This is a genomic window from Brevibacillus sp. GCM10020057, from assembly GCF_042683565.1.
Lineage (GTDB): Bacteria > Bacillota > Bacilli > Brevibacillales > Brevibacillaceae > Brevibacillus.
This window is the reverse complement of record NZ_JBHUJW010000034.1, coordinates 94,573-118,865: the sequence shown is the minus strand read 5'-3', so window position 1 is coordinate 118,865 and position 24,293 is coordinate 94,573. Positions and strand designations below refer to the sequence as shown.

Here is a 24,293-nt window from a genome sequence, read left to right as displayed (position 1 = left end):
ACTCCTCCTTACAGGGTGGTTGTAGTGGACACGACTGCCTGGCGCAGCTGCAGCAAGCGGGCGTGGTACTCAAACAGGAATTCAAACGCTTCGAGGTGGCGTTTCGCCTCGAAATCATTGCCGCCCCACGCGTAAATGCCGTGGTTGCGGATCAGGACGCCGGGCACATCGGGTGTAATCACTTTTTCGATGGCGGCGGCGAGGGTCGGAATATCGGCAAAGTTCTCAACAATCGGAATGGTGATGCGGGCGTTTTCCTCCCAGATGCCGAGGCCCTTTATCAGCTCCTGTCCCTGGATGGAGAAGGCGCGCTGTCCGAAGTACAACTCCGAGATCAGGTTGTTCCAGATGGTATGGACGTGGAAGCAGGCCCCTGCTTGCGGGAACTTTTTGTACACGACGGCGTGGATCAAGGTCTCGGCGGAAGGCTTGAGCGAGGTCGCATCGACCGGACGGGAATCTTTGTCGACGATCAGGTAGTCTTCCGGGGAGAGCTTGGTTTTGTCCTTGCCGCTGGCGGTGACGGCGAATTGCAGCGGCTCGCTTGCCACCTTGATGGACAGGTTGCCGCTCGTGCCCGGGAACCAGTCCCGGCGAGCGAATGTGAGCTTGACGTCATCGAGACGGCGAAACGCGTCCAGACGTTGTTCCAATGTGGCTGTCATGTATCAGCTGACCTCCTGTCGATGTTTCAAGTCTTGCAAGATGGCGATCACGTCGTGAAACGTGGCGAAAGTGCGGTGCGGAAGCTGCAGCTCCTCCGCCTTTTGCGCCAGCAACGAACGGGCAATGACATAGTCGGCAATTTTGGCCCCGGCCAGATCCGTAATCGAGTCGCCGATGACGACGCGGTAGTATTCGGCGGGGTCGTAGCGGCGAATGATCGTCGTCTTGCACATGCCGCAGCCATTGTTGCAGTGATCGTCGCAGGAGTGCGGCCAGGTAATCGTAATCTTCTCTCCGGAAAAATCGCTGCCGTTGCAATAGATCGGCACGCCGGCGAGATCAAAGGGAGCGAGGATCGGCTCCACGAAAAAGTCGATGCCGCCGCTGGTGACCAGCCATTCGATGCCTTCCTCCCGGCAAAAGCGGACAAAATCCGCGAAGCCTGGGCGAATGGCCGCTTCCTTTACGATAAAGTCGACGATGTCTTCGCGCAGGGAGGAGGGGAGCAGCTGAAACAGCTTGCCGACCCCTTCCTGCACGCTGATTTGTTGCGACAAAATCTGCTCGGTCAACGCTTCCCACTCGGGCGGGGCGAACTTGCGGACGATCGCCACGATATTGTCCTTCTCGGTGATCGTTCCGTCAAAGTCGCAGAACAGCACGAGCTTTTTGCTCATCGCCCGCCACCCCACTTCTCGAGGGCAACGGCCAGTTCCGGGGACTCGGCAGCTGCGTCCTGCAGCGTTTTGCCAGTCGTGACAGCGCGGATGGCAGCGACGAAGGCTTTCGCTCCTGCCGTGGCTCCGCCTGGATGTCCGTGGATGCCGCCGCCCGCATTGACGATCTGATCCAGCCCGAAGTCGGCATACAGCTGCGGAACGAGTCCGGGATGGATGCCGGCGGATGGGACCGGGAAGGAACGGCGCACGCCTTCCAGCGGCACGGTCAGGTTTTGCGCCAGCTGCAGCGCCTCGTTCTTGTCGAGGGCCACGTTGCCGTACGGTGACGGGAACAGCACCAGGTCCGCGCCGGCGATGCGCAGCAGCTTGCCGAGCAATAGCGGTGTGGCGATGCCGTAGTCAGGCGACGGATAGTAGGCTCCCGCCAAGGCCGGGTGAGCCATGATCGGGACGTGTACATCCGGGTCGGCAGCGAGGCGGTGCAGGGCGTCGAAGCCAAAGGCCAGGACGTTGAACAGCAGGCAATCGGCGCCTGCTTCTGCCGCGCGTTTTGCCTTTTCGTTCAGTTCGTTCACAGGTCCGGTCAGGTTGGCTGCGTAGAGCACCGGCTTGCCGATCTCCTGCTCGGTCTCGCGGGCGATCTGCTTGAAGGCGCGAATCCGCTCGAGGAACGGCGCACGGTCATCCGCAAAGAAAATTTCGTCATCTTTGACCAGATCGACGCCGCCCAATGCCTGGGCGCGAAACTGGGTTTTCAGATCATCGAAAGGAAGGCCAAGGCAGGACTTGAAAATGCTCATCAGGAGCGGCCGGTCATGCGCACCGAGCCGGTCGCGCAGGCCGTCGATCCCGTATTTGGGACCGGGGAACGCGCCGATAAACGAATCGGGCAGCTGGATGTCGATCAGCTTGATCTTGCCGTCCATGGACAGCTTTCCGAAGATTCCGGTCAACAGGGACGGAATATCGCTGGTGAAGTTGCGGGTCGGATAGCTGACGGTAATCAGCCCGCGCGTCTCTCTGTTCTCAAGCGTCTCGAGCGGAGTTGCGCTCACGGCTTCGCCCAAATACGGCTTCAGCTCGGCTTGCCTTGCTGCGGGCAAATCTGTCCACGAACCGACGGTCATCCCGACGGCGATCGCTTCGGCTTTTTTATGCAAATCTTTTGCTTGGGTCAAATACGTAACGAGGATTCGGTGCTCACTCATTGCCAGGATTCATCCTCCTTCAGGTGGAACAGCTTCGGGTGAAACCGCAAAAGTAAATGAAAAGAGCCCCCCTTCGAGCAGGGAGGCGGTTGTCGACCAGTTTGCGTCTTCGTCTCCTCTCATCTCTCGGGTTCAAAGTCGAGGCAAAGAAAAGAAAATCTCCTGCACTCGACTCTTATCCGTTGGAATTAGCACCGTTTCGCTCTCCATCGAAATGCGGAAGACAAAAAAAGAGCGCCGGTTGCCGGGCATCATAGGGCCAGTCCCTCAGCCAGCTCGCGATAAGAGTTATTGGGTTTGACACCAAAATCAGCGTGTTCTTGTTAGATTCATGATATGACGTTCGGATGCGGGAGTCAAATTATTTTTTGCTCAGTTAACAGATAGGAATTGTCGAGAAAAGATGGGCGTTCACCCGAAATAGGGTGTTGACAGCATCGGGACGTGGTTGTATGATTCAAACTAAACTCAAAACTGTATACGTTGGATACCTTATCCAGAGAAGGTGGAGGGACTGGCCCGATGATACCCGGCAACCGACATGACGCCATTTTAGCAGCTGATGCGACTGAACTGCTGGCGGCGTGCACGGTGCTAATTCCTGCAGAAACAAAAGTGGTCTGGAAGATAAGGGGGACAAAGGCACGTTTCTCTATGCGTGACGACAGCGACCTCTTTTCTTCGGGAAAGAGGTCTTTTTGATGTTTGTTTGACTGTACGGCTGGGCCAAGATGCCGCGCTGGGAATAGACGAAAAAATAGAGCAAGGGGAGAAAAAACATGGCATATCGCGCATTGACAGAGCAGGAAGCAGTGGAGTTTGTAAAAGCATTGCCGGGTTTGTTTCACGAGGGAGCAACACTGTACAGCAAGGAAATCGGCGACGGCAACCTCAATCTCGTTTTCGACATTCGGGACGAGGCCACCGGAAAGAGTGTCATCGTCAAGCAGGCGTTGCCTTACGCTCGCGTGGTGGGCGAATCGTGGCCGCTGACAGTCGACCGCGCCCGCATCGAGAGCGAAGCGCTGCGCATCCAGCACAAATACGTGCCGGAGCTGGTGCCGGAAGTGTACCATTTCGACCAGGAGCTGGCGCTGACCATCATGGAAAACGTGGGAGACCACATCATCATGAGAAAAGGCCTGATCCAGGGCAACCGCTACCCGCTGTTCCCGAAACAGATCGGCAAATTCCTCGCCCACACCTTGTTCTACACTTCCGATCTCGGGGCGAATCCGTTTGACAAAAAAGCCCTGGTCGGAACATTCTTGAATCCGGAATTGTGCAAAATTACGGAAGATCTGGTGTTTACAGATCCTTATGAAAACGCGCCGACGAACGACTACAATCCGTTGATCCAAAAAGAAGTGGAAGCGATCTGGAACAACAAGCCGCTGAAGCTGGAGATCGCCAAGCTGAAATTTGACTTCCTCACCCGGGCAGAGGCGCTGCTGCACGGTGATTTGCACACAGGCAGCATCTTCATCACGGAAACGAGCGTCAAGGTGATCGATCCCGAGTTTGCTTACTACGGCCCGATCGGCTTTGACATCGGTGCGGTCATCGCCAACCTGCTGCTCAACTACGCAGCACAACACGGATTGCAGAAAGATCCAGGGGAACGCGAATCGTACCGCGATTATTTGCTTGCGACAGTAGAGGATGTCTGGAGTGAATTCGTCTCCCAGTTCGTCCAGCTCTGGCACAAGCACGCCAAAGAGCGCAGCGCCCACACCGAAGGCTTCTGGCAGAGCTATGTGAAGCGTCTCGTGCAGGATGCCGCAGGCTTTGCGGGCTGCAAAATCTTGCGCCGCGTCATCGGCCTCGCGGGTGTGGCTGACCTGAACAGCATCGAAGACGCACAGACGCGCGCCGAAGCGGAGCGTCTGGCGCTGGCAATCGGGGAAGCGCTGATTCTCCAACGCTATAACATCGAAGAATCCACAGACATTACAGACATCGTCCGCACCGCGACAGCACGATATTATCAGGAGGCAACGACCGTATGACAACCAGCACGCAACTTTCGCCAGTCAAGTGGGAGAACGATGCTCTCGTCCTGCTCGATCAGACGCGATTGCCTGTAGAAACCGTTTATTTGACCTTGACTACGCCAGAGGAAGTGTGGGCGTCCATTCGCCACCTGCAAGTGCGGGGGGCACCTGCCATCGGGATGTCGGCGGCCTACGGGCTGTATCTCGGCATTCGCAACAGCGCAGCCGCATCGGCAGCGGAATTTTGGAGCGAGCTGCAGGCAAAGGCCGAGTATTTGGGTACGTCCCGCCCGACAGCGGTCAACCTGTTCTGGGCGCTCGACCGGATCAAGGCGCGCGTGCAGGCGGAAGGGGACAAATCCGTTGCCGAATTGAAGGCAGCCGTGCTCGATGAAGCATTGGCGATCCAGCGGGAAGACGCAGAAGTGTGCCGGAAGATCGGGGAGCATCTGCTGACGCTGCTGCATGACGGCATGGGCGTGCTCACCCACTGCAATCCGGGGGCGTTGGCTACTGCGGCATACGGCACGGCGACGGCACCGTTTTACCTCGCCAAGGAGCGCGGCTGGAACCTGAAGGTGTACGCAGACGAGACGCGTCCGGTGCTCCAGGGTGCACGTCTCACCGCCTATGAACTGCAACAGGCCGGGATTGACGTCACGCTGATCTGCGACAACATGGCGGCGATGGTCATGTCGCAGGGCAAGGTGCAGGCAGTGATCGTCGGCACCGACCGCGTGGCGGCGAACGGCGATGTGGCGAACAAGATCGGCACGTACGGCGTGGCTGTACTGGCCAAGGCGCACGGCATCCCGTTCTACGTGGCAGCGCCGCTCTCCTCCGTGGACCTGGAGACCGCGACCGGTGCCGACATTCCGATCGAGGAGCGGCCGGCAGAGGAAATTACGCATGGCCTGGGCAAACAGGTAGCGCCGGACGGCATCAAGGTGTACAACCCGGCGTTCGATGTGACCCCGGCGGAGTACATCACGGCGATCGTGACGGAGACCGGCATTTTCAAGCCGGAGGACATCCGCAGCAGCAAGCGATAGCCTGCAAAGTGACCTGCTTCGCGTCTGGGGGCAGGTTTTTTTACAAAGGAGAGACGCGCCCCTTTGGAACCAGCTATGATGGACATGTGTGGGATGTGGCACAGTAAACGGGAAAAGGGGCGAAAGTACATGGCAGGACAGACCAGGAAACCGATCAGCGTCCGCGGCGAGTGGCAGGGAAAGCACCAATTTACAGCGGAAGGCCCGAGCGGCTATCCGGTGCGGATGGATTCCGGCGTCGACCTGGGCGGGGAAGGTGCGGGCAACAGCCCGTTGGAGCTCTTGCTCGTCGGCCTGGTCGGCTGCATGGGGATCGGCGTGACCAGGCTGCTGGAAAAAATGAGGCAGTCGCCGGAAGCAATCGAAATCACGGCAGACGGCATCCGGGGCGAAGAAGCTCCCCATGCCATTTCCGAAATTCACCTCACGTTTCACGTCCGGGGAGAGGTCGCTTCGTCCCGGCTCTGGCAGGCGGTAAAGCTGGAGGCCGAGAAGTATTGCCCGGTGGCGGCATCGCTCAAGGCGGCGATCGTGCCGCACGTCGTTCTGAACGGCAGCGAGATTCCCGAGCCGCAAGGAAACGCCGAACGGGTGTGACCACCAAACAGGCAGGCGCAAAGCTGACGACTGTGTCAGCTTGTTCTTTTTTCCCGGGTCTGATGTTGGACCCCACGACGCCCTTGCCAATGGCAGGGACCCTGTTTCATAATCGAGCGTAAGAGAATTTTTTCCAGTTTTCGGCAAACGATCAGGGAGGATCTGGGGGAGGGAGAACCAATGAGGCGCATACAGATGACGGAACATTCGCTGCTCAAGCAACTGGAGCCGGCCGATGCCAAAGAAATGTTCTGGCTCACCGATACGAACCGCTCCTATTTACGGCAATGGCTGCCCTGGCTGGACTATACGAAACGGGTGGAGGACACAGAGCAGTTCATTCGCATGACGATGAATCAGTACAGCAACAACCAGGGAATCCATTACGGGATCTGGTACAAAGGGCGCCTGGCAGGAACCATCGGCGTGCACAATATCGACTGGATCAACAAGAAGACTGCCATCGGCTACTGGCTGGGGGCGCAGTTCCAGGGCAAGGGACTGATGACGAACGCGGTATCCGCCTATATGGACCACCTGATTTTCACCTCCTGGGGGCTGGAAAAGGTCACGATTCAGGCCGCCACCGAAAATTACAGGAGCCGGGCGATACCGGAGCGTCTCGGGTTCCATCTGGAAGGGGTCCTGCGGAGAAACGAGTTTCTGTACGACCACTTCGTCGATCATGCGGTTTACAGCCTGCTGCGCTCCGAGTGGGAGGAAATCCACAGGCGGAAAAAAATGCTGGATTGACAAGGAAAATTCAGTAAATTACGATAGAGGAAGCGAAAAAAGGGGTTGCGCACATGCAGCCCCTTTTTTATACGCCAGGTACAGCGAGATGAGGTGAATGCGCGATGGAAACGTTACGGCAATTATCCTGGTTTTTCAAAGAGCGCTGGAAGCGATATGTGATCGGCATCTGTACGCTGTTTGTGATAGACACCCTCATGCTCATGCCCCCGCGCCTGATCGGCGGCACTGTCGACGCGATTCGCAACCGCACGCTCACGCCGGCGGATTTGACGCGGACCGTCCTGATCCTGCTGATGCTCGGGCTGCTTTTGTACGGCCTGCGGTTTCTGTGGCGGTACCTGTTGAACGGGGGAGCGCTGATTTTGGAGAAGACGCTGCGGGAGCGGCTGTTTGCCCATTTGACCCGCATGACGCCTTCCTTTTACAACCGCAAGCGCAGCGGCGATCTGATGGCGGTCGCCACCAACGACATCCCGAACATCGAGCAGACGGCGAGCATGGGAGTGCTGACGCTGGTGGATTCACTGTTCATGACGCTTTTGACGTTCATTGTCATGCTGACGGCTATCGACTGGAGGCTGACAATTGCCGCGTTGATTCCGATGCCGTTTTTGGCGTGGTCGACGGCGTATTACGGAAAGCTTTTGCACGAGCGCTTTTATTTGGCCCAGGAGGCGTTTGGCGAGATGAACGACCACGTGCAGCAGTCGGTCTCCGGCGTGCGCGTGCTGCGTGCCTTTGTCCAGGAAAAAGCGGATGTGGAGGCGTTTCGCCGCGTGAGCGAGAAGACGCTGGAGCGCAATGTGAGCGTCACCCGGATCGATGCCTTGTTCGAGCCGACGATTGCCATTATTATCGGGTTCAGCTTTTTGATCGGGCTCGGCTACGGGACGTATCTCGTCTTTACGAGCGCCATTTCCTTGGGGGATCTGGTCGCCTTTAACATGTATCTGGGACTGTTGATTTGGCCCATGTTCGCGTTCGGCTGGCTCATCAACGTCCTGCAGCGAGGCGGCGCTTCGCACAAGCGGCTGGCGGAGCTGCTGAGGGAGGAGCCGGATGTGCAGGAGCAAGAAATGCCTGTCGCGTCCGCCATCGCCAGTACAGTAGAAGCGCGTCATTTTTCGTTCACGTATCCGGGGGCGGAGAAGCCTGCCCTTTGCGATGTGACGTTTACGCTGGGAGAAGGCGAGACGCTCGGCATCGTCGGACGCACGGGCAGCGGCAAGTCGACGCTGTGCCGCACCTTGCTGCACCAGTATCCGGTGGACGAAGGCTCGCTCTTCGTCGGCGGCGTGCCGATCGAATCGCTGTCGCTGTCTGCTCTGCGTGAGAAGATCGGCTATGTTCCCCAGGAGCATTTGCTCTTTTCCCGCAGCATTGCCGAAAATGTGGCCTTCGGCAAGCCGGACGCGGCGGAGCAGGAAGTGCTGCGCGCGCTGGAGCTGGCGGAAATGGGCAGCGATCTTCTGCAGTTTCGGGATGGCATCCGGACGATGGTGGGGGAAAAGGGCGTCACCCTCTCCGGCGGTCAGAAGCAGCGCATTTCCATCGCCCGCGCCTTGCTGCTGAACGCCGATATTTTGATTTTGGACGATTCCTTGTCGGCTGTAGATGCCCGCACGGAGGAGAGCATTCTGCGCCATTTGCGTAAGGAGCGGGCGGGCAAAACGACCATTATTACGGCGCATCGGCTGTCTGCGGTGCAGCATGCCCAGCTGATTCTCGTCCTCGATGAAGGGCGGATCGTGGAGCGGGGAACACACGACGAACTGATGCAGCGAAACGGCTGGTACGCCGAGCAGTTCAGGCGCCAGCAGATGGAGCAGGATGTCGTCGGGTAGACAGGAGGTCAAGTCATGAGCGGACAAAAAGCAGGAAGGCGGCTGGTCGATTTCGCGAAGCCGTTCCGAAAACAGATACTGGGGGCGCTCCTGCTGCTGCTGCTCGGCACCAGTGCGGAGCTGGCTGGCCCCTTTCTGGCGAAGGTGATGATCGATAGCCACATCCTCGCCATCCAGAAGCCGTGGTACGAATTTGCGAAGCAGCCGCAAGCAGCCGAAGCCGTGCAGGTGGACGGGAAGTTCTACGTACGTCAGGATGCGCTGGAAGCGGCGGGGTTGTCGGCTGATCCCGGGAGCCAGGTAAGCATTTTGGCGGAAGGAGTGACGTACTACCTCGTGCACGGAGAGGTAGACCAGAGCGAAGAGAAGCGGATTACGCCGCTGCCTGCGGAAAGCGGCCGTGAGCGCGTGCAAGTGGTCACGGGTGATGCAGCGGCGGGTGCGGCACATACGGGCATTCGCCTGACCGCCGATGAAGTCAAGGCGTTGTACCAAAGCGAAGTGCTGCCGATCATCTGGCTGTCTTTCGGATACGGCGCCCTGATCCTGCTGTCGGCGGGCTTCAACTACGTGCAGATTTTGTGGCTGCAGACGATTGCCCAGCGGATCATTCAGCAGATGCGGATGAAGCTGTTTGTGCATTTGCAAAGGCTGCCCGTCTCCTTTTTCGACAAGACGCCGGTCGGCTCGCTCGTCTCCCGCGTCAGCAACGATACGGAGGCGATCCGCGAACTGTATGTCAGCGTGCTGGCGACCTTTGTGCAGAACGGCATTTATTTGCTCGGCATCCTCGTCGCGCTGTACATTTTGCAGCCCGAGCTGGCGCTGATCTGCTTTTTGACGGTGCCGGTGCTGGCAGTGCTCGTGGTCGTGTACCACAAATACAGCTCCCGGTACTACGCGCTCATTCGCTCCTGCTTGAGCGACATGAACGCCACCATCAACGAAATGATCCAGAATATGGCGATCGTTCAGGCGTTTCGCCGCGAGACAGGCGTGCAGCGCGAGTTCGCCCAGGTAAACGAGAAGTATTTCAAAGTCAAACTGAAAGAAAACAACATCGAGGCGCTCCTGCTGCGCCCGGCGGTGGATTTGGTCTGGAAAGTGGCCTTGACCTTGATCGTCTGGTACTTCGGTTCGTCCTCTTTTCATGGCGCGATTTCCTTTGGGGCGCTGTTCGCTTTCGTGGACTATATGGGGCGTTTCTTCGAGCCGATCAACATGATCATGAACCGGCTGTCCCAACTGCAGCAGGCGACCATTTCGGCGGGGCGTGTTTTCGCGATCCTCGATACGGAGCCGGAGGAGCAAACGGGTACGCCGGAAAAGCCCATCGAGCGGCCGCAGGGGGAAGTCGTCTTCGAGAACGTCTCTTTTGCCTATACGGGTGACGAATACGTCCTGAAAAACGTCTCGTTCACGGCGAAGCCCGGCCAGACGATCGCGTTGGTCGGTCATACGGGTTCGGGCAAAAGCTCCCTGATGAACCTGCTGCTCGGATTTTATCCGGTGACAAAAGGAAAAATTTTGATCGACGGCAAAGACATGGGCAGCATCGACACCCAGGCACTGCGCCGTCATATCGGGCTCGTGCTGCAGGACCCGTTCCTGTTTACCGGCAGCATCGGCTTCAATATCCGGATGTACAATGAGGGCATCACGGATGAGGAAGTCCGGCGGGCGGCCGAAGCCGTGCGGGCCGACGAATTCATTCGCCAGCTTCCCGGCGGTTACGACGAGCCGGTTGTAGAGCGGGGGATGACCTTGTCTGCGGGACAGCGGCAGCTGATTTCGTTTGCCCGGGCGCTGGCGGCGAATCCGGCCATTCTCATTCTGGATGAGGCGACGGCGAGCATCGACAGCGAGACCGAGTCTGCCATTCAGGAAGCGCTGCACGTCCTGTCGCGCGGACGCACGACGTTCATCATCGCGCACCGGCTGTCGACGATCCAGCATGCCGACCAGATTCTGGTGCTCTCGCGCGGGGAAATTGTCGAGCGTGGCACGCATGAAGAACTGATGGAAGAGGATGGCTTGTACCAGAAAATGTACCGGCTCCAGCTTGGCAACGAATCCGTTACAATGAACGGATAGCCTGCTGGAACGAAACCAGTGAGAAATAAGGAAGAAAGGAGATCAACACCGATGGCTTCATCGCGCTTTACCTTTTGGGTGTTGATTTTGGTAGTAGCGATCGCAGGACTTAGCCAGGGATTGAGCATCCCGCTGCTTGCGGTCTTGTTGGAAAAACAGGGAGTTTCTTCGCTGATGAACGGAGTAAATGCAGCGGCATTGTACATCGGTATGGTGCTGATCAATCCGTTCCTGGAAATTCCTTTGAGAAGGCTCGGCTACCGGACGACGATCATCTGCGGACTCTTTCTTGTGACACTCGCGACTGCGCTGATCCCCATGTTTTCGCACCTCGCTGTATGGTTCGCACTACGCTTCCTCATGGGGGTAGGCGACACGGCGCTGCACTACTCCAGCCAGATGTGGCTGACGAAAATTTCTGCGCCGGAAAACCGCGGTCGTGACCTGTCCATATACGGACTTGCTTACGGCGTAGGCTTCAGTGCGGGGCCGCTTGGTCTCAACCTGCTGCCGCTCGGCTTGTGGGTCCCGTTTGGCGTGCTGCTCTTTTTGTACGCCGTGGCATTTCTCCTGCTCGGTCAGATAAAAAACGAGTATCCGGACGCCATTGCCGCGTCGGAAAAGAAGCAAAACAAGTACGCCGTCGTGCTCCGTTACGGCTGGCTGGCCCTGATTCCGTCCTTTTTGTACGGGTATATGGAGACATCGCTGAACGGCAGTTTTCCGGTCTACGCCATGCGCTCCGGAATATCGCTGGAATGGGTGTCGGTCATTTTGCCGTCGTTCGTCGTCGGGAGCATCATTTTGCAAATGCCGCTGGGGACGCTGAGTGACCGGCTGGGGCGCAAGCGGGTGATGACTGCCTGCGCTCTCATCGGGGGTGCCGCGTTTTTCCTCTTTCCGCTGTCCGGCGAAAACGTCTGGCTGATGATGCTGCTGCTCGCCATCGCCGGGGCGGCTGTAGGCTCGTTTTATTCGCTGGGCCTTGCGTTTGCGGCAGACGTGCTCCCCGCTTCCATGGTGCCGACCGCAGGCATTATCGCGGGGATCAATTTCGGCGTGGCCAGCATTCTCGCGCCAAGTCTGAACGGCGTATTGATGGACGTGTGGGAGCCGTGGACGATTTTTTGGCTGATGGGGGCCTTCCTGCTCGTCTTTGCCGCTGCCTGCCTGGCTTCGCGGCGCGGCACGCCGCATGAGCAGCCTGTTGCGGCAAGACACAACACTTGAACGGCGCTGAGTGTGAACGACGCTGCGTCCGCATACCACGAATACAGCCGTGACCGTTGCTTATTCCGGAAGGCGACTTCCCTCATGCAGGGAGGGCGCCTTTTTGCGCTCCTAAAAAATGTTGCCGAAAAATGGGGAAAAGAATAAACGGGCGCAGGGGTGGGAAGCGTATGAATAAAGAGGCAGAAGTTTGGAAGGGGTTGACCCGATGCTTACTCCGTCCGTTTTCAAGCGGGGTATCGTGTGGATTCTGTTTTTCGTCATCAGTCTGGTGATTATCCCGTTCTTTTCCGATGACAGCCCGACACCGCCGCCTGCTCCAGCTGCGACCGAAGCAACCGCGCAATAGACCGTACGCGAAAATCCTCCTGTGCCGACAGTTGCCGCAGGAGGGTTTTTCTTTGCGCAGTTTCGCCTGATTGCATCTACGCCCGGCGTTCGCGAATGACGTACGTTTTGGCGAGCAGATCGTGCCAGCCTTGCTTGCGTGCATTCCAGCCCGCCCACATGTACCCGAGAAGAAAAGGCAGGGAGGACAGAAACTTGCCGATGAATTCGCGCAGAAAGACTTGTCCGAAAGTCAGATTGCCACGCGACTGGCGGGCGTTGACCACGCGGATGCCCACGATGGTTTTGCCCAGCGTCTTCCCGGTCCACCACGTCAACAAAATGATGTACAGCAGGTCAAAGATGATTTCCAGCAGGTCGACGACGGAAAAGACGGCATCCATGGTTCCCCACGCCCGCCGCAGCGGGTTGAAGACCAGCATGCTGACTCCGACGAGAAAGAGCGAGTCCAGCAGTGTCGCCGCCACGCGAATCCAGAAGCCGGCGTAGCGGACGAAAGAGGCGTCTTGCGCGAAGCGGGCTGATTCCTGGGAAGAAGGGGAAAAGGTATGGTCGGTCATAAGGCACCTCCTGTCATGGCATGAACTGGTACAGCAGCTGCGGAGAGCTTTGCCGCTCCAGTACGCGATTGAGTCCCAGCGGATCGGGATTCGCCCAGTGCTGCTTCAAAGTAAACAGCATCTTGCTTAGAGATAGCTGGTCTGTGTAGCGGACGACGGTGGCTTCAGACAGCCCGGTGAGGGTGAGGGCATGGCGGGTCGCCTCCTCCAGGTCACCGAATTGGTCGATCAGACCGAGCCGTTTCGCCTGCTCGCCGGAATACACACGGCCATCAGCGATTTCCAGCACCCGCTGGCGAGACAGATTGCGGCCGTCCACGATCACATCGACGAACTTGTTGTAGCTCTCGTTGACGAGCGTCTGAAAGATTTGCCGCTCCGGCTCAGTCAGAGGGCGCGCAGGGCTGCCAATGTCCTTGAACCGCCCGCTTTTGATCGAAAATTGATGCACGCCTAGTTTGTTTGCCGCATCGCTGTAGTTGACCAGATTGAAGATGACGCCGAGACTGCCGGTCAGCGTATTGGGATTGGCGAAAATGACGTCTCCCGCAGTCGCCAGATAGTAGCCGCCGGAAGCTGCCGTCGAGCCCATGCTGACGACGATCGGGATGTGGCGCACCTGTTTCAGGCGTAGCAGGCGGGAGTGCAGCTCATCAGTCGCCACGACCTCGCCGCCCGGGCTGTTGATCCGCAGCACCAGTGCCTTGACGCTCTCATCCTCTTCCACACGGCGCAGCTGCTCCGCGAGCAGCTCGCTCATGGAAGGCATCCCTGTGGCATTCGGCTCTCCGGAGATGACGCCGTTGACGAAAAGCTGGACGATCTTGCCCGAACCGTAGCCGGAGACGACGGTTTCCTCCCAGGAAAAAGCGGGACTTTCCGCCAGCTCGTCGTAGCGTGCCGAGAGCAGCTCTACAGCGAGCCCTGCTCCGAACACCACGAGGACGACGATCAAGGCAATCCATTTATGACGTTGCATGAGAACCACCTCGCTCCTTAGCATGAGCCAGGAGTGCCGGAGTTACGCATCGCGCAGAGGTTGGAAAAAAAGGGATTGACGAAATCAACGGACGAAATTAGAATAATTATAAATTTATTTCCTCTGCGCAAAAAAATTCACCAAGGTAAAGATAGGAATAATCATTATCAATTAGGATGCTGTTGCCCTCGGGCAGCAGCTTCCACTGTTTTTACGGAGGAAATAAATCTGATTCTCTTTCTCAACAAGCGTGCTGGATTGTCAAAAATGCCGATAGAAAAGGGGATGGAACGTATGTGGCAAAAAGCGGCAATGATCGTTTCGGGAGCAGGGTTGCTTTGCAGTTGGCTGTACGGGGAGATTGGAGGGGTGGATGCCGCATGGCTGGCGGTATTGCTGTGCGGAGTGCCGATCGCGTGGACGGCCGTGAAGGAGCTGTTCGCCGAGCGGATCATCAACAGCGACTTGCTGGTGACGATCGCCATTATCGCGGCGGTCTTCGTCGGAGAAATTTTTGCAGCCGGGGAAGTGGCACTCATCATGATGCTCGGCATGTGGCTGGAGCAGCGGACGGTAGCCAAGGCGGCTTCCGCGCTGGAGGATATGGTACAGATGGTGCCGCAGACAGCACGGGTCAAACGGCAGGGGGATTGGGTGGAAGTCGCCCTGGAGCAGGTCGCTTGTGGCGATGTCATCCTGGTGAAGCCGGGCGAGAAGGTGCCTGTGGACGGAATCGTGGAAAGCGGGCAGGCGGCTGTCAACCAGGCGGCGCTTACCGGGGAATCGCTGCCGGTGGAAAAACGCGCGGGTGACGAAGTGTTTATGGGCACGCTCAATACGAACGGCTCGATCGAGGTTGTGGCCGAGCGCGTAGGCGAGGAGACGACGTTTGCCAAAGTGACGAGACTCGTGGCGGAAGCGATGGAGCGCAAGGCCCCGGTACAGCGCCTGCTGGACAAATGGGCGGCGTGGATCGTTCCGAGCAGTCTCACCTTGGCCGTGCTGATGTATTTGTTTACCGGCGACCTCGTGCGTGCCGTGACCATTCTCATCGTCTTTTGCCCTTGTGCGCTCGTCCTCGCTACACCGACCGCGATCATGGCGGGGATCGGCAGCGCCGCCAAGCACGGCATTTTGATAAAAAGCGGTGTGGCGCTGGAGCAGATTGGGCTGGTCAACGCGCTGCTGTTCGACAAGACTGGTACGCTCACGGAAGGCAAGCTGCAAGTGACCGGCGTCGCTCGTCTGCACAGCTGGAAGCAGGAAGAAGTGCTGCGCCTGGCTGCGGCCCTGGAGCGCCATTCGGAGCATCCGCTGGCGCAGGCGATCGTCGCGGCGAGCGAGCGGCAGCGCCTCGAACTGCCACAGGTAGAGTCGTTCCTGGTCCATCCGGGCAACGGTGTCTCGGGAAGGGTGGCAGGACGGGAAGTGCTCGTCGGCAACCGCCGCTTTTTCGCTGACATGGGCGTCTCCACCAAGGAGCTGCATCAGCTGCAGGAAGAACAGGAAAAGGCAGGGCAGACCGCGGTATTCGTAGCGAGTGAAGGACAACTGATCGGCATGGTGTCGCTGGCAGACCGCGTGCGGATGGAGTCGCGCGAGACAGTCGGGCGGCTGCGCCTGTACGGTGTGGGAGAGATCGCGATGCTGACGGGAGACAACAAAGGGGCAGCAGGAACGATTGCCCGCCAGGCCGGCGTGACCACGGTCTTTGCGGAACAGTTCCCGGAAGCCAAATACCAGCGCGTGGAAGAGTATCGGGCGCGCGGTCTGGTCGTCGGGATGGTCGGAGACGGCATCAATGATGCGCCTGCTCTCACCTCTGCTCATGTAGGCATCGCCATGGGGGCAGGCGGTACCCAGATCGCTGCCGAAGCGGCGGACATCGTCATCATGACCGATGACATTTCCAAAGTGGCAGATGCGGTGAAACTGGGCCGCAAAGCGCTCCAGGTCATTCGGGAGAACTTGATTGTATCCAGCGTCATCAACGCGGCTGCCATCCTTCTCGCGATGGCGGGCATCTTAGGTCCGGTCGGCGGGGCTTTTGTGCACAATGCGACTTCGGTGCTGGTGGTGCTCAATTCCGCGCGGCTGATCCACTATTTGTCGCGTGGCGACCGGGCGAAGAGGATGACGCCGCCGACGATTTCGGCCTGCGATTCCTGTACGTGCAGCAAAGGCGTTTGCGATCTCGGGGCATCCAAAGGTTGAACCGGGGAATGGAAAGTCGATCAAAACAACAGCCGGGGCGATTACGAGCACAGCCCCGGCTTTTTGCTGGAATCCTCGTCTAAAGTTCATGCAATCTTTCAACTATTCATGTAAACTATAAACACAGATGAAACAGTATAGAAGGAAACAGGGGGCGCAAACATGATTATTCAAGTGACGGATCTGAAAAAAAACTACGGGCAGCTGCAGGTGTTAAAAGGCATTACGACACAGGTGGCCGAGCGGGAAGTGGTCTGTGTCATCGGGCCATCGGGCTCGGGAAAAAGCACCTTTTTGCGCTGTCTCAATCAGCTGGAAGAAATGACGAGCGGACGCATCGTCATCAACGGGCACGATTTGTCCAACCCGAAAGTCGATATTAATAAAGTGCGGGAAGACGTAGGCATGGTCTTCCAGCGCTTTAATCTGTTTCCGCACAAAACGGTGCTGGAAAACGTGATGCTGGCTCCCGTGAAGGTGCGCAAAATTTCCCCGGAGCAGGCGCGGAGCCGTGGTCTCGAGCTGTTAAAAAAGGTAGGTCTGCAGGACAAGGCGGATGTCTATCCGGATCGTCTGTCCGGCGGGCAAATGCAACGGGTGGCGATTGCCCGTGCGCTGGCGATGAATCCGAAAGTCATGCTGTTTGACGAGCCGACTTCTGCGCTGGACCCGGAACTGGTAGGGGAGGTGCTGGCCGTCATGAAGGACCTCGCCAAGGAAGGGATGACGATGATCGTCGTAACGCATGAGATGGGATTTGCCCGTGAGGTGGGAGATCGCGTCATTTTCATGGACCAAGGGGTCATTGTGGCCGACGGAAAGCCGGAGGAAATCTTTGAAGGCACGCAAAACGAACGGCTGCGCGCATTTTTGGGGAAAGTGCAGATGAAATGATCGCTCCTTTGATTTTGGGCAGCCGGAGAGCGAGGCAAAAGACCGGAGCCGTATCGGTGAACTAGCAGCAAACAGTGAAAGCAGATCGACGCCAAAAAAGCACCAGGCGCTTTGGCAGCGGGACTGGCCCTTGTTCGCAGGGCATGGAGCAGTCCCGGCAACGTCAGCGCCGGTGCTTTTTCGCTCACTTCGCCGCGTCCAGCAGCTGGCTGACCGTGACGAAGCGGTAGCCTTGGGAGCGCAAATCCGTAATCAGCTCCTGCAGGGCGGCGACGGTCTGCCGTTGATTTAGTCCGCCGTCGTGAAACAGGATAATATCTCCGGGAGCGACGCTTTTCTTCACGCTTCTGGCGATGACAGAAGCGGTGCGGGCGAGCGACCAGTCTCTCGGGTCGACCGACCAGTGGATGATATCGTAGCCGCACGACTGCACGGCATTCATGACATCGTGCGTCATGACGCCGCCAGGAGGACGGTAATACTGGGCGAGGACACCGGTCGTCTTCAGGATCGAACGCTCGCCTCGCTTGATGTCTTCGTACACTTCATGCTCGGTCAGTTTGCTCAGGTCCCCGTGATGGTAGCCGTGATTGCCGATCTCGTGGCCGGCCTTGTAAATCCATTGCATCACGCGGGGATGCTTGTCCACCTGGGAGCCAAGCACAAAAAAGGTGGCGAGTACCTGGTTTCGATGCAGCACCTCTAATATTTTCGGGGTATAGATCGCATCGGGGCCGTCATCGAACGTAAGCGCTACGACTTTTTTCTGCGTGTCTATCCGGTGGATCGGTTCGTAGGACGGTGTCGGTGAATTCGCCCGCGCAGGCAAAACGCTCCAGCCGAGAAGGCAGGCGATGAGACAGACGTATAACGCACTGCGGCGCATGACGCTCGCCTCCTTCGTTGTCGTCTGTCATTAAGGTTCGCTCCCCGTGGGGAAAACATGCTGCCAAAAGAAAACAGCTGGTCAGCAAAACAAATCTGATATGGTAGAATAAATGAACCGTACATAGGAGAGGAGAGAATCAGGTGGAACTCCGCGGTATTTTACATGGACTTGTGCACGAGTACCACGGGAAAGACAAGCCCGTCGACTATTACTTGCACATCGGCGAGGAGCGCATGCCGCTGAACGAGTGGCTGGGCGGGCAATTGACGATAGCGTTTTTGGGGGGAAAAAACTGCATCGCCTGCGGGCGCAAAACGAACAAGACGTTTAACAGCGGGTACTGCTACCCCTGTTTTACCAAGCTGCCGGAAAATGACCTGTGCATCGTCAAGCCGCACGAATGTCATTTTGACCAGGGAACCTGCCGGGACGAGAGCTTCGGCGAAACGCACTGCATGATTCCCCACTATGTCTACCTGGCCGTTTCCAGTGATATGAAGGTAGGGCTGACGCGCAAGCACAACCAGCTCAAACGCTGGGTGGACCAAGGGGCGATCCGGGCCATTCCGATTGCAGAAGTGCCGACGCGGCGCATGGCAGGCCAGCTGGAATTTCACTTGAGCCAGTATTTGCCGGACAAGACCAACTGGCGCAAAATGCTCAAGGGCGACGTCCGGGAGATCGACTTGCTCGCCATGCGTGACGAGGTGTACAGCCATTTTCCGGAAGAGTTCAAGCCGTTCCAGTACCGGGAGGATGAGTGGGTCGAGATTACGTATCCGTTGCTGGAGACTTTGGACAAGATCAATTCCAGGACGCTGGACAAGGAAGAAAAGCTGGGCGGGCGTCTGATCGGGGCCAAGGCGCAATATTTGATCTTCGACAACGGCGTGTTCCATGCCCGCAAGCACGCCGGCTACCAGGTGCAGATTACAGCAACTCCCTCCGCATAAAGCGGTGAAAACTCCTCACACTGAAACAAACAGGCGAATGAGGAGAGATGGCCAGTGAAGGATGAGCATATTGAATATACGGAGCCTCTGACCGGGACGCTGGCTGAAGCGGCGGGAGAGGCGGCGCAAAGCTGCAGCCAGTTGGGAGTGCCTTTTTCGCCGCTTGAACAAACGTGGCAGGTCAATCCTCCAGCGAACAAGGCAGAAGAGGCGCAGGATTTGTAGGCCGCAAGAGCAGCGAAAATGATCACTCAGAAACGGCAGCCGGAGATGACAGAAGGCTGTCGTTTTTTGCATTCTTTTATAGTAAGAATGACAGGGATAGAAAGAACGGAATGGAACAACGGTGTAGAGATAACGAAGGGTGTGGAGGGCGAATGAACGAATTCATTTATGCAAACGGCTATTCAGCGGAAGGGGACAAGCGGGAGGCGCTGTACCCGCTGTTTGAGAAGGTGTTTGGCATTCCGGCTGACGATCTGCGCGACTTTTATTCCCGAGGGTTTTGGGACCCGACGTATTGGCCGTATACGTGGTTTGACGGCACTCGGGCCGTGGCGAATGCTTCCCGCTTCACACTCGAGCTGCAGTGCGCCGGGCAAAGGGTTCAGGCGGCTGGCATCCAGTCAGTGATGACACACCCCGACTACCGCAAGAGGGGACTGATGCGCAGGCTGTGCGAGCGCATGCTGGCGGATGCAGATCGGCAGTTTTCCACCGCCTGGCTGTTCACGGAGACGCCGGAGCTGTACATACCGTTCGGATTTCGGACGGTCCCGCAGTATTCCTTTGCGGCCGATTGGATACACCCCGGCAATCCGCACGGGTGGCTTCGTCGAATCGATTTTTCGGCAGAGCAGGACGTGCAGCTGATCCGGAAATGCTTCGCCGGACAGGAGCCTCTTTCGCAGACATTTGCTCCCGTCGGCTACGAGTCGTCCTTCTTTCTGCACATGTACAGTCCTTCTTTTCAGCAGAACGTCTATTATTCCGAGCGGCTGGATGCGATTCTCGTATTTGCGGTAGAAGAGCAGACGCTGCATCTGTACGACATCATCGGCAAGCGGCTGCCGTCTTGGGCGAAGCTGTGCGAGGAAATCCGGGAGCCTTTTGCGCGGGCGGTGCTGCACTTTTGCCCTGACCAGTTTGCAGAACTGTCTTTTACTCCGCTCCCATATGAGGGGACGGGCAAGCTGATGGTACGCGGGCTTTTGGGGCAGGAGCTGGAGCAGGGTATGCTGCGGATGCCGATGACGGCGGCATTTTAATCGGACGGACAGGGTGCGCAGAGGACGAGCGCAATGGTATGCTTACGGTAAGGAAAAAACAAGCAAGCAGCAAACTACATAACCGAGGTGACCTTCGCAATGACGATCAAGGCCTATTTGTACAACAAATGCGACACGTGCCGCAAAGCGAAAAAGTGGCTTGTGGAGGAAGGAGTGCCATTCGAGGAAATCCCGATTGTCGACACTCCGCCGTCCAGAGAGGAGCTGCGCCGCATCTGGCAGGCGAGCGGGCTCGATCTGCGCAAGTTTTTCAACGTCAGCGGCGTGCAGTACCGGGAGCTCGGGCTAAAGGACAAGCTGCCCGGCATGACTGACGAAGAAATGCTCGACCTGCTGGCATCCAACGGCAAGCTGATCAAGCGTCCTCTCATCACGGATGAGGCGAAGGTGACGCTCGGCTTCAAGGCAGACGAGCTGCAAAAAGCGTGGGGAGGTCAATAGCATGCGTCAGCCATCCAAACGACTGGAGCATCTGTCGGCCGCGATTTTTTCGGAGATGGCCTCGCGCAAACGCGAAGCGGCAAAAACGAGGAAAGTCTACGATCTGTCCATCGGCAGCCCGGATCAGGCGCCCGATCCGCACCTGCTGGAGACGCTCGTGAACGCGGTCCGGCAGCCGGGGGCGTTTGGCTATGCCTTGAGCGAAGGAACGGCGGCTTTTCGCGAAGAAGTCGCCCGCTGGTATCAGTTCCGCTTTGGTGTGGAGCTTGCCCCTGACACAGAGGTTCATTCCTTGATGGGCTCGCAGGATGGCCTGGCGCACTTTGCACTCGCGTGGACGGACCCGGGAGATACGGTGCTGGTGCCCGATCCCGGCTATCCGATCTACGCCGGCAGCGTGCATCTTGCCGGGGCTGTTCCGTATTTCATGCCGCTGCGCCAGGAAAACGGCTTTCTCCCCGATCTGTCGGCGATCCCCGATGATGTGGCCGATCGGGCGAAGTTCATGATCCTGAACTACCCGAACAACCCGGTCTCCGCTGTCGCGACGCTCGACTTTTTCGAGCAGGTGGTCGCGTTCGCCAAACGCCACGACATCATTGTGGTGCATGACCTGGCGTACTCGGAGATGGCTTTTGACGGCTACAAGCCGCCGAGCTTCCTGCAGGCGGCCGGGGCGAAGGAAGTAGGGATCGAATTCAACTCCTTTTCCAAAAGCTTCAACATGGCGGGCTGCCGGATTGCCTATGTGGTAGGGAATGCGGAAATCATTCGACCGCTTGCCGTCGTGAAGTCCAACGTCGATTACGGCGTCTTTTTGCCCGTCCAGCAAATGGCTGTCGAGGCACTGCGGGCTGACCGGCTTTCTGGCGGCTCGCAGGCTGTGGGGCCGATCTACCAGGAGCGGCGCGATGTTTTGCTCTCTGCCCTCGCCGAAGCAGGTTGGGAGATCGAGCCGCCGAAAGCGACCATGTTCGTCTGGGCCAAAGTGCCGCAGGGCTGGACATCCCGCGAATTTGCCTTTGCCCTGCTGGATGAGGCAGGCGTGGTCGTCATCCCCGGCAGCGCGTTCGGAGCCGAAGGGGAAGGCTACGTCCGCATCGCCCTCGTACAGCCCCCCGACGTACTGAAGCAGGCCGCGCAGTCCATTGCCCAGTCCGGCATTCTCCGACGCAGGCAGGAGTATGTATAAATCAGGGGAGCCCTGGTCATTCTATCTTGTGTTGAATAGAGGAGCGCCTGTAATTGAAAAGGAATAACAGGTTGAAATTATTCCTATATTGTATTGACTATAAAGTAGAGAGTTGCTATCATTGTTTACGGAAGCAAGAACATATTCCTGAAGGAGGTTTCATATAATGGCTCAACGTCTCGTAGGAAACAAAGCTCCAGAATTCACACTGGAAACAGCTCTGGGCAACGGTAAAGACTTCGGTAAAGTATCCCTGTCCGACTATAGCGGAAAATGGTTGGTACTGTTCTTCTATCCACTCGACTTTACCTTCGTTTGCCCGACGGAAATCATCGCTTTGAGCGATGCTTACGAAGAATTCAAAGACCTGGATGCGGAAATTCTGGGTGTGTCCACTGACTCCATCCACTCCCACCGCGCGTGGATCAACACTCCTCGCGACCAAAACGGTCTGGGCGGCCTGAACTTCCCGCTGGCTGCAGACTTCAACAAAACAACTGCTCGCGACTACGGCGTGCTGGATGAAGAAGGCGGTCAAGCATACCGCGGTCTGTTCATCATCGATCCGGAAGGCGTCCTGAGATATCAAGTGGTCACCGACCTGAACATCGGACGTTCCACTGACGAGACTCTGCGCGTGCTGCAAGCTCTGCAATCCGGTGGTCTGTGCCCGGCTAACTGGCGTCCGGGACAAGCTCAACTGACTGCGAAGTAATTTTTGGCCACAGCTGAAAAGGAAAGGGTCTAACATGGTTAGGCCCTTTTTTATAATCTGAAACCAGGGGTGTTCGAGGATGCGTTTGCGCGAAGAATTGCCTGATTTTCCGGGGATTACCGAATGGGTGAACGGCAAGGTGACCAAAGCGGATCTGGCGGGAAGCCCGGTGCTGGTCCATTTCTGGTCCGTCAGCTGCTACATGTGCAAGGAGTCCATGCCAAGCCTGAACGAGTGGCGGGACAAATATGCGGCCAACGGATTGAAAGTTGTCGGTATTCACATGCCTCGTTCGGAAAAAGATATGGATATTGAAACCATCAAACAGACGATTGTCGAACACAACCTGACCCATCCTATCGCGATCGACAACGAGATGAAAACCGTTGATGCATTTCAAAATGAGTATGTGCCAGCCTTTTACTTGTTTGACGAGAACCTGCAGCTGCGTCATTTCCAGGCGGGAGAGAAGGGGCTGAACCTGGTGAAAAAACGCCTGTACAGAATTTTGGGGATCGAAGAGGAATCCTAGAATGTTCGTCAAATAAGTATGGGGTACGGAATGCACCTGATAGGAGGATACGAAAACGATGGAATTCCCGAAAGATCTACGTTACAGTGAAGAGCATGAGTGGGTACGTGTAGAAGGAGACAAGGCTTACGTCGGAATTACTGCTTTTGCTCAATCCGAGCTGGGTGACATCGTGTTTGTGGAACTGCCTGAAGTAGGCACGACGATCAAGCAAGATGAGCCGTTTGGCAGCGTGGAATCCGTAAAAACGGTTTCCGAGCTGTACGCCCCTGTATCCGGCAAAGTAGTAGAAGTAAACAAGGAACTGGAGGATGCACCAGAGCTGGTCAACTCCTCGCCTTATGAGAAAGCCTGGATGATCGTAGTCGAGATGGCGGACGCGGCTGAACTGGATAAGCTGCTGGATGCTGACAAATACGAAGCAATGGTAAAAGAATAGGAAAGCGGAAAGAAGCCGGGCGGCGCTGCAATCGCTCGGCTTTTTCTTTTTGCGCGGACGAAGCTTCAGGCAGGAAAGGGAAAATTTTCAAACTAGTCAGAAAGTGGTGGTCAATCCGTCGAAAATCAGGTACAATAGGGGAACCATTCCTTTCCCATCAATGGATTGGTATGATTTGCGGGTAGAGAGTTTTGTGGATCGTACGCTACAATGCTCATACAGACAAGAGTGTCGACCAAACGCAGGATTGTTTGGCGAAAGGGAGGGAGACTACATGAGTTATTGCTGCGGTGCCGGAATGGTAGGATCGGTAGGTTCTGTCCGTCATTATAAAACGCTGGTGCACAATGTCCCCATCATGTTTTGTCCTGTATGTGACAGAATCGAAGTCCATCCCGCTATTGAGGGAGAGTATGAAATTCTAGTAGAATATGCTCAGGGAGATCAGGCTCCGGAAGTGGATTTTGCTGATTTTGTGAGTGTTGACAATACATCCGAGTTGTTTGAGAATTGTACCATGACGGATGAAGCGGCCAGCTTCGCCGACGTCCTCAAGCAGCAGATTGATATTTCGCTGGATCTGCTCGGCGTCGCCAGGGAATTGCAGGACGAGGAATGGCGCGAGGCCTTGATGCTCCGTTTGAGAAGGTTGAGCGAGCGGCTGAAGCAGTACAACAAGAGAAAGCAAATGTCGCAGAAAAGCGCGTGACTGTAAGTTGACGTGGGA

The 24,293-nt window shown here is 57.1% G+C and carries 25 protein-coding genes and 2 riboswitches; of the genes, 19 read left to right on the top strand and 6 right to left on the bottom strand.

The genetic code is table 11. From position 1 onward, the window contains the following. Nucleotides 1–8: 8 nt before the first annotated feature. Genes ACFSO0_RS10940 through ACFSO0_RS10930 form a run of 3 tightly spaced genes read right to left on the bottom strand, consistent with a single transcriptional unit; the run spans nt 9 to nt 2,554 of the window. Nucleotides 9–665 (bottom strand): methylthioribulose 1-phosphate dehydratase, encoded by a 657-nt coding sequence (locus ACFSO0_RS10940; RefSeq protein ID WP_376879953.1) that lies wholly within the window; start codon nt 663–665, stop codon nt 9–11. Nucleotides 666–668: 3 nt separating this feature from the next. Continuing rightward, nucleotides 669–1,343: a 2-hydroxy-3-keto-5-methylthiopentenyl-1-phosphate phosphatase gene (locus ACFSO0_RS10935; protein ID WP_376879950.1), complete on the bottom strand. Its 675-nt coding sequence runs from the start codon at nt 1,341–1,343 to the stop codon at nt 669–671. Then, nucleotides 1,340–2,554 (bottom strand): 2,3-diketo-5-methylthiopentyl-1-phosphate enolase, encoded by a 1,215-nt coding sequence (locus ACFSO0_RS10930; protein WP_376879947.1) that lies wholly within the window; start codon nt 2,552–2,554, stop codon nt 1,340–1,342. The genes ACFSO0_RS10935 and ACFSO0_RS10930 overlap by 4 nt, the downstream gene beginning before the upstream one ends. A 116-nt stretch (nt 2,555–2,670) precedes the next feature. After that, nucleotides 2,671–2,842, bottom strand: a riboswitch (SAM riboswitch). Between the two features lie 201 nt (nt 2,843–3,043). Continuing rightward, a riboswitch (SAM riboswitch) is annotated at nt 3,044–3,188 on the top strand. Nucleotides 3,189–3,333: 145 nt separating this feature from the next. On the opposite strand from ACFSO0_RS10930, the gene mtnK reads away from it, so the two are divergent. The 8 genes from mtnK to ACFSO0_RS10890 all read left to right on the top strand — a co-directional run bounded on the left by mtnK (nt 3,334) and on the right by ACFSO0_RS10890 (nt 12,470). Continuing rightward, nucleotides 3,334–4,563 carry an S-methyl-5-thioribose kinase gene (gene mtnK, locus ACFSO0_RS10925; protein WP_376879945.1) on the top strand — a complete coding sequence of 410 codons (1,230 nt, stop codon included), beginning with the start codon at nt 3,334–3,336 and terminating at the stop codon, nt 4,561–4,563. Further along, nucleotides 4,560–5,600, top strand: coding sequence for an S-methyl-5-thioribose-1-phosphate isomerase (mtnA, locus tag ACFSO0_RS10920; protein WP_376879942.1), 1,041 nt, complete (start codon nt 4,560–4,562; stop codon nt 5,598–5,600). The genes mtnK and mtnA overlap by 4 nt, the downstream gene beginning before the upstream one ends. A gap of 129 nt (nt 5,601–5,729) precedes the next feature. After that, the gene (locus ACFSO0_RS10915; RefSeq protein ID WP_376879940.1) at nt 5,730–6,197 is read left to right on the top strand and encodes an OsmC family protein; all 468 of its coding nucleotides are present in this window, start codon (nt 5,730–5,732) and stop codon (nt 6,195–6,197) included. Between the two features lie 180 nt (nt 6,198–6,377). Then, nucleotides 6,378–6,950: a GNAT family N-acetyltransferase gene (locus tag ACFSO0_RS10910; protein ID WP_376879938.1), complete on the top strand. Its 573-nt coding sequence runs from the start codon at nt 6,378–6,380 to the stop codon at nt 6,948–6,950. A gap of 104 nt (nt 6,951–7,054) precedes the next feature. After that, the gene (locus tag ACFSO0_RS10905) at nt 7,055–8,797 is read left to right on the top strand and encodes an ABC transporter ATP-binding protein (RefSeq protein WP_376879934.1); all 1,743 of its coding nucleotides are present in this window, start codon (nt 7,055–7,057) and stop codon (nt 8,795–8,797) included. 15 nt (nt 8,798–8,812) lie between these two features. After that, a complete protein-coding gene (locus ACFSO0_RS10900) occupies nt 8,813–10,891 on the top strand; it encodes an ABC transporter ATP-binding protein (protein ID WP_376879931.1) in 2,079 nt (692 codons plus the stop codon). Between the two features lie 51 nt (nt 10,892–10,942). Next, entirely contained in the window at nt 10,943–12,121 is a 1,179-nt protein-coding gene (locus ACFSO0_RS10895; RefSeq protein ID WP_376879929.1) for an MFS transporter, read from the top strand. A 208-nt stretch (nt 12,122–12,329) separates the two neighbouring features. Beyond that, the gene (locus ACFSO0_RS10890) at nt 12,330–12,470 is read left to right on the top strand and encodes a hypothetical protein (RefSeq protein ID WP_376879926.1); all 141 of its coding nucleotides are present in this window, start codon (nt 12,330–12,332) and stop codon (nt 12,468–12,470) included. A 76-nt stretch (nt 12,471–12,546) separates the two neighbouring features. On the opposite strand, the gene ACFSO0_RS10885 is transcribed toward ACFSO0_RS10890, so the two are convergent. Then, a complete protein-coding gene (locus ACFSO0_RS10885) occupies nt 12,547–13,029 on the bottom strand; it encodes an RDD family protein (protein WP_376879924.1) in 483 nt (160 codons plus the stop codon). 13 nt (nt 13,030–13,042) lie between these two features. Further along, nucleotides 13,043–14,008, bottom strand: a complete 966-nt coding sequence (gene sppA, locus ACFSO0_RS10880; RefSeq protein WP_376879922.1) for a signal peptide peptidase SppA — start codon at nt 14,006–14,008, stop codon at nt 13,043–13,045. Between the two features lie 294 nt (nt 14,009–14,302). Between sppA and ACFSO0_RS10875 the strand changes: the two genes are divergently transcribed. Continuing rightward, a complete protein-coding gene (locus tag ACFSO0_RS10875; protein ID WP_376879920.1) occupies nt 14,303–16,222 on the top strand; it encodes a heavy metal translocating P-type ATPase in 1,920 nt (639 codons plus the stop codon). A 162-nt stretch (nt 16,223–16,384) separates the two neighbouring features. Continuing rightward, entirely contained in the window at nt 16,385–17,116 is a 732-nt protein-coding gene (locus tag ACFSO0_RS10870; RefSeq protein WP_376879918.1) for an amino acid ABC transporter ATP-binding protein, read from the top strand. A gap of 184 nt (nt 17,117–17,300) precedes the next feature. Here ACFSO0_RS10870 and ACFSO0_RS10865 read toward each other — a convergent pair whose 3' ends face one another. Continuing rightward, nucleotides 17,301–18,002 carry a polysaccharide deacetylase family protein gene (locus tag ACFSO0_RS10865; protein WP_376879915.1) on the bottom strand — a complete coding sequence of 234 codons (702 nt, stop codon included), beginning with the start codon at nt 18,000–18,002 and terminating at the stop codon, nt 17,301–17,303. Between the two features lie 143 nt (nt 18,003–18,145). Between ACFSO0_RS10865 and ACFSO0_RS10860 the strand changes: the two genes are divergently transcribed. The 9 genes from ACFSO0_RS10860 to ACFSO0_RS10820 all read left to right on the top strand — a co-directional run bounded on the left by ACFSO0_RS10860 (nt 18,146) and on the right by ACFSO0_RS10820 (nt 24,275). Next, a complete protein-coding gene (locus ACFSO0_RS10860) occupies nt 18,146–18,958 on the top strand; it encodes a DUF2797 domain-containing protein (protein ID WP_376879913.1) in 813 nt (270 codons plus the stop codon). 54 nt (nt 18,959–19,012) lie between these two features. Further along, on the top strand, nt 19,013–19,183 hold the full coding sequence (locus ACFSO0_RS10855; RefSeq protein WP_376879911.1) for a hypothetical protein: 171 nt from the start codon (nt 19,013–19,015) through the stop codon (nt 19,181–19,183). A gap of 152 nt (nt 19,184–19,335) precedes the next feature. Beyond that, entirely contained in the window at nt 19,336–20,226 is an 891-nt protein-coding gene (locus tag ACFSO0_RS10850; RefSeq protein WP_376879909.1) for a GNAT family N-acetyltransferase, read from the top strand. A gap of 99 nt (nt 20,227–20,325) precedes the next feature. Beyond that, entirely contained in the window at nt 20,326–20,688 is a 363-nt protein-coding gene (locus ACFSO0_RS10845; RefSeq protein WP_376879907.1) for an arsenate reductase family protein, read from the top strand. A gap of 1 nt (nt 20,689) precedes the next feature. Further along, complete coding sequence (locus ACFSO0_RS10840; protein ID WP_376879904.1) at nt 20,690–21,880, top strand: aminotransferase class I/II-fold pyridoxal phosphate-dependent enzyme; 1,191 nt, start codon at nt 20,690–20,692, stop codon at nt 21,878–21,880. A 166-nt stretch (nt 21,881–22,046) separates the two neighbouring features. Then, nucleotides 22,047–22,595, top strand: coding sequence for a peroxiredoxin (locus ACFSO0_RS10835; protein WP_376879902.1), 549 nt, complete (start codon nt 22,047–22,049; stop codon nt 22,593–22,595). Nucleotides 22,596–22,674: 79 nt separating this feature from the next. After that, entirely contained in the window at nt 22,675–23,127 is a 453-nt protein-coding gene (locus tag ACFSO0_RS10830; protein WP_376879900.1) for a redoxin domain-containing protein, read from the top strand. A gap of 58 nt (nt 23,128–23,185) precedes the next feature. After that, on the top strand, nt 23,186–23,566 hold the full coding sequence (gene gcvH, locus ACFSO0_RS10825; protein ID WP_376879897.1) for a glycine cleavage system protein GcvH: 381 nt from the start codon (nt 23,186–23,188) through the stop codon (nt 23,564–23,566). A gap of 274 nt (nt 23,567–23,840) precedes the next feature. Continuing rightward, nucleotides 23,841–24,275: a hypothetical protein gene (locus tag ACFSO0_RS10820; RefSeq protein ID WP_376879895.1), complete on the top strand. Its 435-nt coding sequence runs from the start codon at nt 23,841–23,843 to the stop codon at nt 24,273–24,275. The last annotated feature ends 18 nt before the right edge of the window (nt 24,276–24,293 follow it).